Annotated in this window: 17 protein-coding genes and 1 tRNA gene; 6 read left to right on the forward strand and 12 right to left on the reverse strand. The window is 65.0% G+C overall.

Annotated elements, in window-relative coordinates; all coding sequences use genetic code 11:
- Position 1: 1 nt before the first annotated feature.
- Entirely contained in the window at positions 2 to 892 is an 891-nt protein-coding gene (locus H7J73_RS11840; RefSeq protein ID WP_264067558.1) for a LysR family transcriptional regulator, read from the reverse strand.
- Positions 893 to 962: 70 nt separating this feature from the next.
- On the opposite strand from H7J73_RS11840, the gene H7J73_RS11845 reads away from it, so the two are divergent.
- Positions 963 to 2129, forward strand: a complete 1167-nt coding sequence (locus H7J73_RS11845; RefSeq protein WP_264067559.1) for an FAD-dependent monooxygenase — start codon at positions 963 to 965, stop codon at positions 2127 to 2129.
- Between the two features lie 98 nt (positions 2130 to 2227).
- On the opposite strand, the gene H7J73_RS11850 is transcribed toward H7J73_RS11845, so the two are convergent.
- Positions 2228 to 2650 carry a hypothetical protein gene (locus H7J73_RS11850; RefSeq protein WP_264067561.1) on the reverse strand — a complete coding sequence of 141 codons (423 nt, stop codon included), beginning with the start codon at positions 2648 to 2650 and terminating at the stop codon, positions 2228 to 2230.
- 375 nt (positions 2651 to 3025) lie between these two features.
- Between H7J73_RS11850 and H7J73_RS11855 the strand changes: the two genes are divergently transcribed.
- Genes H7J73_RS11855 through H7J73_RS11865 form a run of 3 tightly spaced genes read left to right on the forward strand, consistent with a single transcriptional unit; the run spans position 3026 to position 4942 of the window.
- Positions 3026 to 3478, forward strand: coding sequence for a Zn-ribbon domain-containing OB-fold protein (locus tag H7J73_RS11855; protein ID WP_264067563.1), 453 nt, complete (start codon positions 3026 to 3028; stop codon positions 3476 to 3478).
- On the forward strand, positions 3475 to 4683 hold the full coding sequence (locus H7J73_RS11860; RefSeq protein WP_264067564.1) for a lipid-transfer protein: 1209 nt from the start codon (positions 3475 to 3477) through the stop codon (positions 4681 to 4683). Before H7J73_RS11855 ends, H7J73_RS11860 begins: the two co-directional genes overlap by 4 nt.
- A gap of 37 nt (positions 4684 to 4720) precedes the next feature.
- Positions 4721 to 4942 (forward strand): DUF167 domain-containing protein, encoded by a 222-nt coding sequence (locus tag H7J73_RS11865; RefSeq protein WP_264067906.1) that lies wholly within the window; start codon positions 4721 to 4723, stop codon positions 4940 to 4942.
- 83 nt (positions 4943 to 5025) lie between these two features.
- Here the strand turns inward: H7J73_RS11865 and H7J73_RS11870 are convergent, their stop codons facing one another.
- The 6 genes from H7J73_RS11870 to H7J73_RS11895 all read right to left on the reverse strand — a co-directional run bounded on the left by H7J73_RS11870 (position 5026) and on the right by H7J73_RS11895 (position 11053).
- Positions 5026 to 5796 carry an ABC transporter ATP-binding protein gene (locus H7J73_RS11870; protein ID WP_264067565.1) on the reverse strand — a complete coding sequence of 257 codons (771 nt, stop codon included), beginning with the start codon at positions 5794 to 5796 and terminating at the stop codon, positions 5026 to 5028.
- Positions 5780 to 6652, reverse strand: coding sequence for an ABC transporter ATP-binding protein (locus H7J73_RS11875; RefSeq protein WP_264067566.1), 873 nt, complete (start codon positions 6650 to 6652; stop codon positions 5780 to 5782). Before H7J73_RS11875 ends, H7J73_RS11870 begins: the two co-directional genes overlap by 17 nt.
- Positions 6649 to 7866, reverse strand: a complete 1218-nt coding sequence (locus H7J73_RS11880; RefSeq protein ID WP_264067567.1) for a branched-chain amino acid ABC transporter permease — start codon at positions 7864 to 7866, stop codon at positions 6649 to 6651. Before H7J73_RS11880 ends, H7J73_RS11875 begins: the two co-directional genes overlap by 4 nt.
- A complete protein-coding gene (locus H7J73_RS11885; RefSeq protein WP_264067569.1) occupies positions 7863 to 8900 on the reverse strand; it encodes a branched-chain amino acid ABC transporter permease in 1038 nt (345 codons plus the stop codon). Before H7J73_RS11885 ends, H7J73_RS11880 begins: the two co-directional genes overlap by 4 nt.
- An 83-nt stretch (positions 8901 to 8983) precedes the next feature.
- Positions 8984 to 10195, reverse strand: coding sequence for a branched-chain amino acid ABC transporter substrate-binding protein (locus H7J73_RS11890; protein ID WP_264067572.1), 1212 nt, complete (start codon positions 10193 to 10195; stop codon positions 8984 to 8986).
- Between the two features lie 228 nt (positions 10196 to 10423).
- A complete protein-coding gene (locus H7J73_RS11895) occupies positions 10424 to 11053 on the reverse strand; it encodes a two-component system response regulator PdtaR (protein WP_264067573.1) in 630 nt (209 codons plus the stop codon).
- A 102-nt stretch (positions 11054 to 11155) separates the two neighbouring features.
- On the opposite strand from H7J73_RS11895, the gene H7J73_RS11900 reads away from it, so the two are divergent.
- Positions 11156 to 11232: transfer RNA gene (locus tag H7J73_RS11900), tRNA-Leu, on the forward strand.
- Here H7J73_RS11900 and H7J73_RS11905 read toward each other — a convergent pair.
- From H7J73_RS11905 to H7J73_RS11920, 4 genes are all read right to left on the reverse strand, one after another.
- Positions 11233 to 11589, reverse strand: coding sequence for a heme-binding protein (locus tag H7J73_RS11905; protein WP_264067575.1), 357 nt, complete (start codon positions 11587 to 11589; stop codon positions 11233 to 11235).
- A gap of 63 nt (positions 11590 to 11652) precedes the next feature.
- On the reverse strand, positions 11653 to 11967 hold the full coding sequence (locus H7J73_RS11910) for a hypothetical protein (protein WP_264067576.1): 315 nt from the start codon (positions 11965 to 11967) through the stop codon (positions 11653 to 11655).
- A 256-nt stretch (positions 11968 to 12223) separates the two neighbouring features.
- Positions 12224 to 14023, reverse strand: coding sequence for a bifunctional serine/threonine-protein kinase/transporter substrate-binding domain-containing protein (locus H7J73_RS11915; RefSeq protein ID WP_264067577.1), 1800 nt, complete (start codon positions 14021 to 14023; stop codon positions 12224 to 12226).
- An 86-nt stretch (positions 14024 to 14109) separates the two neighbouring features.
- Positions 14110 to 15114: an oxygenase MpaB family protein gene (locus H7J73_RS11920; protein WP_264067578.1), complete on the reverse strand. Its 1005-nt coding sequence runs from the start codon at positions 15112 to 15114 to the stop codon at positions 14110 to 14112.
- A gap of 90 nt (positions 15115 to 15204) precedes the next feature.
- On the opposite strand from H7J73_RS11920, the gene H7J73_RS11925 reads away from it, so the two are divergent.
- On the forward strand, positions 15205 to 15807 hold the full coding sequence (locus H7J73_RS11925; RefSeq protein WP_264067579.1) for a TetR/AcrR family transcriptional regulator: 603 nt from the start codon (positions 15205 to 15207) through the stop codon (positions 15805 to 15807).
- Positions 15808 to 15826: the final 19 nt, after the last annotated feature.

The following is a 15826-nucleotide window of genomic DNA, read 5'->3' on the forward strand; positions in this document are numbered from 1 at the left end:
TCTATGCATCCGCCCCGACACGAAGTAATCGCCGAGCCTTCTCGACGAGGACTCGAGCCGCCGGACTGATCGGTCCGGCCGAGCGCCAGGCGAGCACCAGGCGCCCCCGTAGCTCGGGCACGATGGGTAGCGGATGCAGGCCGGTGCGGTTGCGCGCTACCGAGCTCGGCACAATCGCCACGCCGAGACCGCGCTCGGCCAGGTCCGCGAGTGCCTGCGGCGTAGTGGCTTCGAAGGCGACCCGCGCCCTGATGCCCGCGGCGGCGAACGCCGAGTCCAGTTGATGCCGGATGCCGGATCCCACCGGCAGCGCGATCAGCGGACGCTGCCCGAGCTCCTCGAGGGTGACGCTCGGCCGGTCAGCCCACCCGTCGTCGGACGCGACCGCGGCGTCGATCGCTTCGTCGGTGACGATCTCGATGTCGAGTCCGTCCGGTCGTTCGTCGGAACCGATCGACACGACGGCCGCATCAAGGCGGCCGCTGCGGACGCCGTCGATCAGCGCGTCAGAAGTGTCCGTGCACAAAGTGATCTCGACATTCGGGTGGTCGGCGTGAAAGTCGGCCAGCAGAGCGGGCGTGTCGACGTTGTGCGAGGTGACCGTGCCGAGCGTCACGGTGCCGTACACCAGATCCGTCAGCTCCTGTACCGCGCGGCGGGCGTCGGACACCGCCTGCAGCGCCGCCCTGGCGAACGGCAGCATCGCCTCGCCGGCAGCGGTCAAGCGGATCTGCCGACGGGTCCGGTCCACCAGCAGCTGGCCCAGTTCACGTTCCAACCGTGCAATCTGGGCGCTGACCGCTGGTTGCACGACGTGGATCCGCTCGGCCGCCCTGGTGAAATTGGCTTCGTCGGCGACCGCGACGAAGTACTCGAGCTGCCGCAGTTCCATAAGTGATCACTATAGTTTCATTCCAATATTGGTATTGGACTTATCATTCCTGGTCACCGACGCTGGAGTCATGACCGAAACAGCAGAGGTACTCATCGCCGGCGGTGGGATCGGCGGTCTGACCGCAGCCCTGACCCTCAACGCGCGGGGCATCACCAGCACCGTCATCGATGGCGCTCGCGAATTGACCCCGCTCGGCGTAGGGATCAACCTGCTTCCCCACGCGGTCCGTGAACTCGACGAGCTCGGTCTGGGACGGGCCCTGGCCGATATCGCGGTAGCCCCAACCAAGATTTCGTTCTTCAGTTCTGAAGGCGACCTGTTGTTCCAGGAACCGCGCGGTATCGCCGGCGGCTATGCCTACCCGCAGTACTCGGTTCATCGCGGAGAACTGCACATGCTTCTGCTCGCGACGGTACGCGACCGGTTGGGCCCTGACGCGGTACTCACCGGCACCCGGCTCAGCGGGTTCGACGACTCCCCCGGTGTCGTCACCGCGCACACCTCCCGCGGTGAGATGGCTGCGCACATACTGATCGGGGCCGACGGTGTCCACTCCGTGGTCCGCGCCCAGTTGCATCCCGAGAACGATCAGCTGATGTGGTCGGGAGTCCGGATGTTCCGTGGTGCAACACCGGCCGAGCCCTTCCTCGACGGTCAGACGATGGCCATCGTCAAAGGGCCGGCCGGCGTCGATCTCATCACCTACCCGATCGGCGGCGGTCTCACCAATTGGGTTCTGCAGGTTCCCGAATCGACGCCCGGACCGCTACCCGGTGACGCGGGTTGGAATGTCGCCGCCGACGTCGACGCGGTGGCCGCGCGGGTGAGCAGCTGGCAACTGGACTGGCTCGACCCCGCCGCGATGGTGCGCGCCAGCAGCGTCGCCTTCGAGTACCCCATGGTCGATCGGGACGCGCTGCCATGGTGGGGCACCGGGAACGTCACCCTGCTCGGCGATGCCGCCCATCCGATGTATCCCGTTGGGGCCAATGGGGGTTCACAGGCCATCCTCGATGCGCGGGTGCTCGCCGACGAACTGCTCCGTGACTTCGGCCCAGGCCTACGCACCTACGAGGACAACCGACGAGCAGCGACCGCCGAGATCGTCGCGGCCAACCGGGAGATGCACGCCTCGGGAGTCAGCCGGCGCCGGGAGGACCTGGCTGCTGCCGCCGCGAAATACCGGAGGGATACTAAAGCAGATGGGTACGCCAGCTCATCGCTGACCGGATAGCCAAGGGCGCCTTGGTGATTGGATTCGAACGCCAGGGTCGCGCGCATGCAGACCCACTGGGAGCAGATCATTTCGGAATCCGGCCTTAATGCCGGGCGCTATTGAGTGCGGGTACGGATGTACGGGTCCGTCTTCAACACCGGTAGCGGAAAGAGGTGGTCGGTCTCCGTGGCATCGAGGCTGTCATAGAGGCCAATGCTGTAGGGGCCGGCGGCCTCAACCCGCATCGGCAGGTATTGGACGAGGACACGAAACTTCACCGGGTTGGGCGGGTTGTCGTCCCAATGCCAACCGAACTCCAGGCTGCCGACGCGCTCCCCCGCCGGCGAGGTGGCCACGATGTACCGGACAGGGTCGTAATCGGCGCCGCCGAGTGCGTAAAACGCCACGACCATCGGCACGGTGAGCTGCGAAGGAAAGCTCTTTACATAGCAGCTGGTCATAGGAAAGCCCTTCGTGTCGACGCCGCCAGCATCGTTGTAAACGGCGCTAAGCGACGGCGCGAACGCGACTACTCGCATACTTTCTCCTCCAGCTCGGTGGCAGCCAGCCACAGCCCATAGATGTGCTTCAGCCGTGGACAGCCAAGGCCCGTCTCAGGTCCCGCGGTCCGGTGGGGACGTTTTCGCCGACCATACGACCTGTTCCCTACCCCGCGGGAATTCCAGTCGGCAAACCCAGTTCGCATAGAAACGTGAAGTGAGCTAACCAGAAATGCCCTGCGATGTCTCGCTTTTCGCGCGCACTACGAGTGAGGTGCGGTTAGATCTGGCCACCGTCAGACCGGGGCTGCGAGGCGACACCCGAAGCGCTGCCTTCTGTCTTGGTCGACATCGGCAGCCAGCTAAACTGCAACACGTTTCAGTTTCGGGGTCGTCATCCATTAAGCTGAGCCGGTGCCTGGGTCTTCGGATGTGCAACAACAACTACCGGCTATCGACGGGTGGTTCACCACCGGTGACGACGGTAAGACCCATTTGATCGCAGGTAAATGCACGCAATGCGGGACCTACGTGTTCCCCCCGCGGGCCACCAACTGCCCCAATCCGGCCTGTGTCGGCGACGACCTCGAGCAGGTGCCACTATCCCGGCGCGGCACTCTGTGGAGCTACACCGAGAACCAGTACGCCCCGCCCCCACCGTATCCGTCCCCGGATCCGTTCGAGCCATTCGCGGTTGCCGCCGTGGAACTCGCTGCCGAGGGGATCATCGTGTTGGGCAAGGTCGTCGAGGGAACGCTGGCCGCCGACCTCAAGGTCGGGATGGAGATGGAATTGACCACGATGCCGCTCTACACCGACGAGGACGGATTCGTTCGTACCGTCTACGCATGGGAGATAGCGGAATGAGCACTGGAACTCCGGAGCCGCTGTATATCCTCGGCGCGGGCATGCACCCGTGGGGCAAATGGGGCCGCGACTTCACCGAGTACGGCGTCGTCGCCGCCCGCGCCGCGCTCGCCGAAGCAGGCCTGGACTGGCGCCAGATCCAGCTGGTCGCCGGTGCCGACACCATCCGCAACGGCTATCCCGGCTTCGTCGCCGGTGGCACCTTCGCCCAGAAACTCGGCTGGAACGGGGTGCCCGTCAGTTCCAGCTATGCCGCGTGCGCGTCCGGCTCGCAAGCACTGCAGAGCGCCCGCGCCCAGATCCTGGCCGGCTTCTGTGACGTCGCGCTCGTTATCGGCGCCGACACCACCCCCAAAGGGTTTTTCGCCCCCGTCGGCGGGGAACGTAAGAACGATCCCGACTGGCAGCGCTTCCACCTGATCGGTGCCACCAACCCGGTGTACTTCGCGCTACTGGCGCGGCGCAGGATGGACCTCTACGGCGCCACGCTCGAGGACTTCGCCCAGGTGAAAGTCAAGAACGCTCAGCACGGCTTGCAGAACCCCAACGCCCGGTTCCGCAAGGAAGTCTCGGCCGAGGACGTGCTGGCCAGTCCTGTCGTCTCCGACCCACTGCGCCTGCTCGACATCTGCGCCACGTCCGACGGTGCAGCCGCCTTGATCGTGGCCAGCAAGGCGTTCACCGAGAAGCATCTCGGTTCCGTCGAGGGCGTACCGTCGGTCCGCGCGGTGTCCACCGTGACCCCTCGCTACCCGCAGCACCTGCCCGAATTGCCCGATATCGCCACCGATTCCACTGCGGTCGTCGCGGCGCCCGAGCGGGTGTTCAAAGACCAGATCCTCGATGCCGCTTATGCCGAAGCCGGTATCGGACCCGAGGACCTGAGCCTGGCCGAGGTCTACGACCTATCGACGGCACTCGAGCTGGACTGGTACGAGCACCTGGGTCTGTGCGCGAAAGGCGAAGCCGAGGCTCTGCTGCGCAGCGGGGCCACGACTATCGGCGGCCGGATTCCGGTCAATCCATCCGGCGGGCTGGCCAGTTTCGGCGAAGCCATCCCCGCCCAGGCAATCGCCCAGGTCTGCGAACTTCATTGGCAGCTCAAGGGGCAGGCCATCGGACGTCAGGTCGAGGGCGCCTCCGTCGGCGTCACCGCCAACCAGGGCCTCTTCGGCCACGGCTCGTCGGTTATCGTCGCGAGGTAGGCGGCTTCGCCCTCGCACTCGTGCCTAGGTTCAGCACATCGTCATCTCCGTCAACGTCAAACCCGGCAGCCGGAAAGGCCCCCTCGTCGAGGTCGATGATGCAGGCGGCCTGACGCTCTATGTCCGCGAGCGGGCTGTCGACGGGAAGGCGAACGTCGCTGCCACCCGGTTACTTGCCGAGCATCTCGGCGTCCCGCGCAGCCGCGTGCGTCTCATCGGCGGTGCGGCTGCGCGGGTGAAGCGCTTCCGAATCGACTGAAGCGCTGCCGACGAATGTGTGCAGACTACGTGAATTGCGCGGCGTGCCATGCAGGGACTCGCGGGCTCGAGCAGAGGTGCGAGTCAGGCGACGCCGAGATAGGCGGCGCGAATACTGTCGTCGGCCAACAATTCCCGGGCCGACCCACTGCGGGTGACGGTTCCGGTCTCCAGGATGTAGGCCCGATCGGACCGACTCAGCGCCTGCTGTGCATTCTGTTCGACCAGCAGCACGGTGGTGCCTTGCTTGTTGATCTCGGAGATGATCTTGAAGATCTGCGAGATCACCATCGGCGCCAGCCCCATCGATGGTTCGTCGAGCAGCAACACAACCGGTCGGGCCATCAGCGCCCGACCGATAGCCAGCATCTGCTGCTCGCCGCCGGAGAGCGTGCCGCCGACCTGGGTGCGCCGCTCGGCCAGGCGCGGGAATGTCTCGAATACCCACTCGAGCTTCTCGCGGTGCTCGGCTTTGGTCGGGAACTTCCTTCCATAGCAGCCCATTTCGAGGTTTTCGGTAACGGTCATCCCGGGGAAGACGCCGCGCCCCTCCGGAGCCTGGATAAGCCCTTCGCCGACCCGTCTGTACCCTTTGACCCGGGTGACGTCCTGCCCCTGGAACCACACCGACCCTGAGGTCGCGGGCCGCAGACCGGAGATCGCGCGCATCAGCGTGGTCTTGCCCGCGCCGTTTGCGCCTAGCAGGGTGACCAGCTCACCCTCCCGCACGATCAACGAAACACCGTGCAGGGCTTCGATTCTGCCGTAATGCACGACGAGATCGCGGACTTCGAGAAGGACCGGCCGCCCGTCGCCCACCGGGGGTCCCGGGTTGGTCTCAGTCGAGTTCGTCATCAGGCACTCCCAGGTAGGCGGCGATGACCTTGGGGTCGTCGCGGATTTCGGCGGGGAGCCCGTCGGCGATTTTGCGGCCGAATTCCAGCACGACGATCCGGTCGGTCACCCCCATGACCAACCGCATGTCGTGCTCGATCAGCAACACGGTGTAGCCGTCATCACGGATGGCCTTGATCAGCTCGATCAGGGCGGCCTTCTCACTCGGGTTGAAACCGGCCGCCGGTTCGTCCAGGCACAGTAGCTTCGGTTCGGTGGCCAGCGCCCGGGCGATTTCCAGCCGCCGCTGATCACCGTAGGGCAGGTTTTTGGCCTTCTCTTCGCCGCGGTGGGCGATGCCGACGAATTGCAAAAGCGCAGCGGCTTTTTCGATGGCTGAGTGCTCTTCCCGGCGATGCCGCGGGGTGCGGAACACCGCGCCGGGCACCGAGGTCTTGTGCCGGGCGTCGGTGCCGACGACGACGTTCTCCAACGCCGTCATCTCGCCCCACAGTCGGATGTTCTGGAAGGTGCGGGCGATGCCGCGGCGGGTGATCTCGTGGCGTTTGATCCGGCCCAGTGGCGCGCCGTCGAAGGTTACCGAACCCGAAGTAGGCCGATACACCCCGGTGATCGCGTTGAAGCAGGTGGTCTTCCCGGCTCCGTTGGGCCCGATCAGGCCGAGGATTTCGCCGCGTTTGATGGTGAAGCTGACGGAGTCGAGCGCGGTCAGCCCGCCGAACTTGACGGTGAGATCACTGGTTTCCAAGAGCGTTTCACCCTCGGAGGCGTGCACGTCCCGGTGCAGAGCGGCCAGGCTTTCGTCGATCGGGGTGTCTGGGTCGCCGTGGGTGTCGGCGCGCACGGCCTCGTTCATGCGGCCGCCTTCGAATCGTCGGCTCTGCGCAACAGATAGCGCGCTCGTTTGCCGTAGGCGAGTAACTGCTGGCGCACCGGGAACAGGCCCTGTGGGCGGAAGATCATCAGCAGGACCAGTGCCAGACCGAAGAACAGATACTTCAGGTCACCGAGGTTGACCCCGAACAGATGCACGCCCAACAGCCGGTTCGGCAGGTAGACGATGATGAACGCGCCGAAGATGACGCCGAGCTTGTTGCCTTGGCCGCCGAGCACCACGGCCGACAGGAACAGCATCGAGTTGATGATGTTGAAGTTGGTCGGGGCCACGAACTGAACTTGGCCGGCATAGAGGGCACCCGACAGACCACCGATACCGGCGCCGATCGTGAATGCCCACAACTTGAAGCGAAACGTGTTGACGCCCATCACCTCCGCGGCGTCTTCGTCTTCGCGGATCGCCACCCACGCACGCCCGACTCGGCTGCGTTCGAGGTTTCCGACCATCAGCAGGATCACGGCGACGAAGATCAAACCGAGCCAGTACCACCAGGTGCCGTTGTTGACGTTGCCCATCGCATTGGCGCCGGAGAAGTAGCCGTCGTGGACCTTGCTCTCCCCCAGTCGCGGGAAGGCGATCGATCCGAGCCCGCGGGAGCCGTTGGTCACGTCGTTGAGGTTGTCGGCCAGCAGTCGGATGATCTCGCCGAAGCCGAGGGTCACGATGGCCAGGTAGTCGCCGCGCAACCGCAGGGTCGGAAAGCCGAGGATGAGCCCGGCCAGCGCAGTGAACGCGATCGCCAGCGGCACACACGACAACCAGGCCCAGTCGCTGCTGAAGAAACCGTGGGGGCCCATCTGGTTCCATGGGCTCTGTGGGCTGGTGATCAGCGCGACGGTGTACGCGCCGACGGCATAAAAGCCGACGTATCCCAGGTCGAGCAGGCCGGCCTGCCCGACGACGACGTTCAGGCCGATGGCGACGATGGCTATCATCGCGAATTGGGCCATCACACCGTCGAAACTGACTCCGGGGGTGTCGATGAACCCAGGTGTGTAGATCGGCAACAACGTCATCACGGCGAAGCCGATGACACCGAAGGCCCACTTCTGGACCCGTCCGAGGTTCCCCCACCAGTCGCGAATCGCATCGCCAGGTGCCGCGGCCGAGCGCTTCTTGGCGTGCCTGTTCGGGGCGGGCGATGGTGCCGGCGATGTTTCGGGCGTCGTCATGCTCGTGCCTTCCCGAGGCTTTCGCCGAGTATGCCGGTCGGCCGGATCAACAGCACCAGGACCAGCAGCACGAAAGCCACCACGTCGCGCCACTGGGTGCCGAACACGATCTGGCCGTACATCTCCATGACGCCGAGGATCAGACCACCGAGCAGCGCACCGCGCAGGTTACCGATGCCACCGAGAACGGCGGCGGAGAACGCCTTGATGCCCAGCAGGAAGCCGCCGGAGTAGATGATGCCCTGCGGCACCTTGAGCGTGTAGAGCAGCGCAGCCGCGCCGGCGAGCAGACCGCCGATCAGGAAGGTGGTCATGATGATCCGCTCCCGCGAGACGCCCATCAGTGTCGCGGTCGTCGGATCCTGGGCGACCGCGCGGATACCGCGGCCGAACTTGGTGCGGTTGATCACCACATCGGTTATCAGGGCCAGGATCAGCGCCGCGGCGATGATCACCAGCGTCACATTGGTGACGGTCGCGCCGAGGATGGTGAACTGAGTCTTGGGCTGCACCAGGATGATCGGCTGCTGGGCATTGTTGCCGCCATAACCCTTGATCAGCTGTGGCAGGATGAAGTGCACGAACTCCTGGATCACGAACGACATACCGATCGCGGTGATCAGGAAGGTCAGCGGGCGCGCGTTGCGCTTCCGCAAGGGCCGATAGGCGACGAATTCCAGTCCGACAGCAGCGGATCCGGAGACGAGCATCGCGAACAACATCGCGATGCCCAGATACAGCACGGTCAGCAGCACACCTTTGCTGTAGGCATCGCCGCTCGGGGTGAAGCCGAGGATCATGTCAAGGCAGAAGTAAGCCCCGAACATGCCGAGCATGAAGATTTCGGAGTGGGCGAAGTTGATCAACCGCAGCACACCGAACACCAACGTGTAGCCGACTGCCACCAGCGCGTATATCGCGCCCCAGGATAGACCGTCGATTGTTAACTGCCAGAAGCTATTTCGCAGACCTTCCAGGTTGAAACCGATGTTGGCTGCGAGACAGGCGTACTGGCCGAGGCAATCATGGATCATCCGGGGGCGGCTCCTCGCGTAGAACGAGCTTCAGCGAGAACGCGTCCGGGCCAGGCGGGCCCGGACGCGTCTCACGGACGGTGCTACTGAACCTTGTACATCCAGATCAGAGTGGTGGTGAGCTCACCGGTGTCGGTCCACTGGTACTTACGTGCCACACCCTGGCCCTGGTAGTTCTTCACCCAGTCCAGCAGATCGGGGCGGGTGATCTTGCCCGCGTCGATGCCCTTCAGCATGATCGTGCCGAGGTCGTAACCCTCGGTGCTGTAGGTGCCGGGCTCCTGACCGAACTTCTCGGTGTACTGCTTGGCGAAATCACCGGTGGCCGGCCCGCACGGGCAGGACAGCAGCGCGTCCTTGGACGCTTCGCCGGCCTGCTTGACGAACTCGGGGTCCTTGGTGCCATCAGCGCTGACGAACTTGCCGGTATAGCCGCCGTCGCGCAGCTGCTGCACAAACGGTGCCGCCTCGGCGTAATAACCGCTGTAGAACACCGAATCCGGCGACGCACCCTTGACCTGGTTCACCGCGGCGGAGAAGTCCTTGTCGCCCTTCTTCACCGAGATGTTGCAGGCGGAGTCCGCCACGGGTCCGAGGGTCTCCCGGACCGCTTGGGCCAGACCGAGGCCGTAGTCGGTGCTGTCGTCGACGACGCAGACCTTCTTGTTGCCGAGGTTGTTCTTCAGATAGTTCGCCACCGACGGACCCTGGACACCGTCGTTGGCGAGTCCGCGGAAGAAGGTCTTCCAACCGTTTTCCGACAGCGTCACGTTGGTGGCCGACGCGGTCGCGGCCACCAGGCCGGCCTGGTCGAACACCTGACCGGTGGCCTTGGTCTCGCCCGAGAATGCCGGGCCGACCAAGCCGATGGTGAAGGCATCGTCGACGATCTGCGGGGCGACCTGCGTCGCCTTCTGCGGATCACCTTCGGTGTCAAAGGTCTTCAGCTGCACCTGGCACCCGGCGTTGGCCGCATTGTGCTGGTCGATGGCCAACTGCACGCCATTCTTGATGTTGATCCCGAGGGCGGCATCCGGTCCGGTCAGTGCGCCGGCCATCGCCAGCGACAGCGGAGGGCAGGTGGCCTTTCCGTCACCCGCCGGGTTGGCGGGCACGGCGCCCGCTTCTGGCTTGACCTCGGCACCGTTCTGATCGATCTGGACCTGCTCGACGATCTTCAGATCGCTTTGAGCCGCCCCTTCTTCGGGCTTGGACTGGTTGCAGCCGGCAATGCCCATGACTAGCAGGGCTGCCGAACTCAGAGCGAATGCACTCCGTGTCGCGCGACCGCGCACGTTTCACCTCCGGGTCAGTGGTCATCTCGGCATCGGCCGGACAGCCAGCTGGCTGGTCCGTCGAGGCTTCGGTCAAAACATAGCCAACGCATCGCCGAATCGCGTGGTGTTGACCAACGCTGGTCGCGCCGTCATGGGCGCCCCCGAGTAAACAACGCGGTCAGCGCAGTCATCTCACAGAAAACAACCAGCTGGGAAACGCAGTATTAACGCGCGCGTCGTGCCCCACTACTCCGATGGAGCAGGGTCTTTCGGCGTGTCGAGAGTCTCCAGGACCACTTCTGCTACGCGCTTCATGGTGGTGCGGCGGTCCATAGCGGCCCGCTGAATCCACTTGAACGCCTCGGGCTCGCTCATCCCCTGCTTTGTCTGCAGCAAACCCTTTGCGCGCTCGACGAGCTTGCGGGTCTCCAGCCGGTCCGACAGCGTGGCAACTTCGTGTTCCAACGCCGAGATCTCGCTGAACCGGCTGACCGCGAGTTCGATGGCCGGAATCAGATCGGTGATCGAGAAGGGTTTGACCAGGTAGGCCATGGCGCCGGCGTCGCGGGCCCGCTCGACGAGATCGCGCTGGCTGAATGCGGTGAGGACCAGAACCGGCGCGATCCGCTTGGCGGCGATCTCCGACGCCGCGTCGATGCCGTCGCGGCGCGGCATCTTCAGGTCCATGATCACCAGGTCGGGCATCAGCTTCTCGGCCAGCTCGACCGCTTCCTGCCCGTCGCCGGCTTCGCCGACAACGTCGTAGCCCTCTTCGCGCAACATCTCGGCGAGGTCTAGACGGATGAGAGCTTCGTCCTCGGCGATCAGCACGCGGTGCGTCGTGGTCGCCTCAGGGTCTGTCGTTGGCCCAGTCATGACGCCATTGTGTCGCGGCGGGCGGCAAAGGGCGACCTCGGGCGCTACCGGACCACGGAGTGCGGGGTCCGGCGGGGCATCCTCTATGGTGGTTACCCGCAAGCCCTCGTATCCCAATTGGCAGAGGAAACGGATTCAAAACCCGTGCAGTGTGAGTTCGAGTCTCACCGAGGGCACCACTACTGGCAGTTCGCCTTCATGTCCTTCAGTGGCTGGCGGATGCCCCTGAGATCAGCCTGCGCCTGCGGGTTGCTCGCGTAGTAGGCATCGATCTGGCTCTTGGCCTGCGCCTTCGGCACCCCCTTGAGGGAGGAGAAGAACGCGTTCACGTCGGGGTGGGTGAACATGTACACCGACGTCGCGGCGGCTACCTGGGCGGTGACCTGTTCGAAATCCCCGGCCGAGCACCCGGGCGCCGGCGGTGGTGGGTCGGCGAGGGCGGTCGGCGCGATGCCGACGAGTAGCGCACCGGCCATCGCACCGGCACCGATCACGCCGACGACTGCCCGGCGCGAGCTACGAATGGACTGCAACATGGCTGAATCTCCTAAAGTGTTGGCGGTCAACGGAAAAGCTGCGTAATCGGCTCGGTCGGATCGTTAATGGTGTCCGCCGCCGCCTCCGCCGCCTCCCCCGCCACCGCCGGACGGATGGACCGGCTGCAACGATGTCCCACCGCCCGCGGGATCGAAGTACCAGGTGCCGTCGAACGGATATTCGTCGTCCGGGGAGGCCACCACCGGCGGGGAGTAATCCGGCGAGGACGACTCGGGCGCGGGTGTTACGTCGCCGCCTTGGCAGATGGTGACCGCGGGGTCACAGGTGTCCGCGGTGGCGATCGGCGCGGCCACGAAACCCACCGTCATGCACGCTGTTGCGGCAAGTATCGCCATCCCCGATTTACTGACTCGCATGGACAATCCCTTTCCCTGGCGCCGTCTCGGCACTCCGACAGGAATCTATTCTCACTGAGCGGCGGGTATTCGGCGCGGTTTCGGTGTTCTGGCAGGTAAACCCAGGTTCTTTTCAACGAGTGCACAGCCGGCGTGGGACCGCAAGGGTATCCGCCATCTGGCCGGAAAACGCTCGGCTGGAAACGCAAAATAATGCGGCCGCATCGCCTATCTCAACGGCAGCATTTCCTGTGGGGCTAATCCCCTGAATTCCGTTTCAGTTGTAAGCACCGTTGATGACGGGGGCAGTGATCATGCCGGCCTCGACTCCCCACTTCTCCATGATGGTGCGGTACTCGCCGCTCTTGATCACGAGCATGACCGCTTGCCGCAGAGACTCCGCCAACGGTGATCCCTTGGCGACCGGCAATCCGTAGGGCGCGGCGTCGAAGATCTCCCCCGCTGCCTCCAGCGCGCCCTTGCTCTGGCTGATCGCGTAACCCGTGACCGGTGAATCGGACGAGATGGCGTCGACTTTTCCGGAGACCAGCGCATCGACGGCCTCGTCCTGGCTGAAGAACTCCACGGTGTCGATCGGCGCCGCACCGACCGCCAGGCAGGCCTTGTTCTTGGTAGGCAGTTCCTCGGTGTCCTGGATGGTCCTCGATTTCACTCCGACCTTGCGGCCGCAGGCATTGTTCGGGTTCACCGGCGTACCTGGTCGCTGGGCCCACAACGTTCCGGCTTGGAAGTACGTCACGAAGTCGACCGTCTGCTCCCGTTCCTTGGTGTCGGTGAACGATGAGAGGCCGACGTCGTAGGCCCCCGCCTGCACCGACGGCAGGATGCTCTCGAACGCTGTCTCCCGGTACTCCACCGGCAGATTCAGGACGCGGGCGATCGCATCCATCAGGTCGATGTCGAAGCCGACCATCGCTCCGTCGGAATCCATGAACTCCGCTGGCGCATAAGGCTCGTTTACGCCGACGACCAGCTTGCCCGCCGACCTGATCGCCGCGGGCACGGTCGCGGCGATCGCGCTCGGATCGCTGAGGAACGGGGGCGGGGCGGTGGTTGTCGTCGGCGATCCGCTGGGCTTGGTCGATCCGCTGGCCGGGGTGTCCCCGCCGGTGTCGCGCACCTGCACGACGACGAACCCGGCGACCAGGACCAGGGCGAGCCCGGCGCAGGCGACGGCCAGGTTGCGGAACCGCCGCGGCGGGCGGGCGTGGCGCGGTCGTCGCTTCCCCAGCGAGCTGGGCCCGCCCAGAACGGCGCGGGCGGCGTCGGCGAGTTCCAGCGCGGACTGGTAACGGTCGTCGGGCTTTTTTGCCATCCCCTTGGCGATTACCGCATCGAAACCCGTTGGCAGAGCTGGGTTTACCGCCGATGGCAGCGGTGGTGGCGTCATCAGGTGGCCGGCCAGCTGCTGTTCCAGGCTTTCGCCCGTATAGGGCCGGCGGCCGGTCAGGCATTCGTGCAGCACGCAGGTCAGTGCATAGATGTCGGAGCGCGGATCGCTCCTGCCGGTCTTGAACCGTTCCGGCGCCATATAGGCCATGGTTCCCAGCGTGCTGCCCGCACTGGTCAACCCGGTCTGGCTGGTGGTTCTCGCGATCCCGAAGTCGATCAGGTACACGAAGTCTCTGGCGGCCAGAAAGATATTGGACGGCTTCACATCCCGGTGCACCAAGCCGACCGAGTGGGCCGACTCCAAAGCAGACGCCACCTGCTCGACGATCTTCACTGCACGCTCGGGAGGGAACGGTCCCCCGGCCGCGGCGAGCGCAGAGCCCAGATCCTCGCCGTCGATCAAGCGCATGTCCAGGTAAAGCTGGCCGTCGATTTCGCCGTATCCGTGGATGGGCACGACATGCGGATCGCTCAAACCGGCCGCGGCGTGCGCTTCCCGTCGAAACCGTTCCTGGAAAACGGGGTCGCCTACGACATGGGCGGGCAGAACTTTGAGCGCGACCACTCGATCGGTGACAGTGTCGTGCGCCCGGAATACCTGACCCATCCCGCCCCGACCCAGCAGTTCCAGCAACTCGTAGTGCCCGAACCGCGTGACTTCCAAAGGCTGCTCCTCGGCGCCACCGAAACCTGATATTGACGTCGAATGCTAAAGCAGGCTGGGCCGACGTGCGCCGATACGCGATCAGGTCAGGCCATCTGTTCGGCTTTCGCCCGGCTTCTGACCGGGTCGCTGCCCAATTCGTATTCGGGTGCGCTCGGCGCACCGACGCGGCGACCGGAGACCCGTTTCTGCGCCAGCCGGAACTCGGGGAGCGGACCCATCGCGGTGTGGATGCCGTTGATGACCGCCCACACCGATGCCTGCCGAATGGTGCGTTCGATCGGATTCGGCGCACGGTGCATCACCATCGCGGCGGCCCAACTGGGCAGGGTGTCGCGGATCGCCCAGTCGATGAAGTCGGCGCCGAACGGGCCGGATTCGGAAGCGCTCAGATTAGGGCCGGTGGCCATCGCCGCGCCGTAGGTCAGGGCCAGCTTCGGGAGATAGGAATGCAGACATTCCAGGGTCTCGGCCTTGGTGTGCGGCAGGTCGGTGCCACCGAGGGCGTGGCCGACCTTGACAAACTCGCCGTAGTATCGGTCGATCTTCTTACCCCGCAGTGGATTTGGATGGTAGTACTCGTGTGCCGTCGCGAGTCCCCACACCACCGTCGCGTAGTTCCAGCGCAACCAGTCGGCATCGTCGGCGTCATAACCGAGCCCGTCGGGCCGCACACCCTTGACCGTGTGGTGCATCGCGCGCACGGTCCTGGCGACCCGCTCGGCATCGGCGGTGGATCCGTAGGCCGTCGCGATGAAGAAGGACACTGAGTGACCGAGGCGAACCGCGGCACCTTCGGGGTCGACCAGTCCGGTGGGCTCGCCGTCCTCGGCATGCGCCACGATCCGCGAATGGTCCACCCCCATCCAGAAGATGCTGGGGTCGAAGCGCTCAAGGTAGGCGGCACATTGCAGGCCGAAAACCAGCGCCGGCATATGCGAGTGCACATGCCACACCGCACTGCCGGGCCCGAACCAGCCCGGGTCCCCCTGCGGGCCCGCGAAATCGAGTCCCCTGAAGTAGCGGCTGCGGACCTCGTCGTCGTAGAACCGGGTCAATCGATGTTGGAGTAGCTGATGCGGTAGCTGCACGGGACTCTCCTCGGATACGGGGTGCGCGTCGCCTAAGAATACATTTCTGGCTACACCTGTCACCAGAGTTGTGGGAGATAGGCTAGTTCTATGTCGAGTCCGACCAGGTGGGCCGGGGTTCCGCTGACCAATCGCAGGATCGAGCGCCGCGCGTTGCTCGTCGGCGCGGCCTTCCGGCTGTTCGGCGACGGCGGCGAGGGCGCGGTTTCGGTCCGTTCGGTATGCCGGGAATGCGCCTTGAACACCCGGTATTTCTACGAGAGCTTCGCCGATACCGACGAACTGCTCGGCGCCGTCTACGACACGGTCGCGGCGGGACTCGCCACCGAGGTGGAGGCGGCGATCTCCCGCGCCGGGGATACCGACTTGGAACGGGCGCGGGCCGGCATCAGCGCCGTGCTGGGGTTCAGCTCCGCCGATCCGCGCCGGGGGCGCGTGCTGTTCACCGAGGCGAGAGCCAACCCGGTGCTGACAGCGCGACGCACGGTGGCACAGGATGCGCTGCGACAGATGGTGCTCACCGAACGTGGACAGACTCATCCGGCCGAATACCCCGTTGCCACGTACGTCGCCGCGGCGATGTACACCGGCGCCATGACCGAGCTTGCGCAGCAATGGGTTTCGGGCAACCTTGGCAAAGATCTCGACGCTGTGGTGGACCACGCGGTGCGCATGGTCGGCCTCGGCAGGTAGCGCCGAGAGTGAAACCCCG

It is taken from the genome of Mycolicibacterium komossense, from assembly GCF_025822605.1.
Classification (GTDB): Bacteria; Actinomycetota; Actinomycetes; order Mycobacteriales; family Mycobacteriaceae; genus Mycobacterium; species Mycobacterium komossense.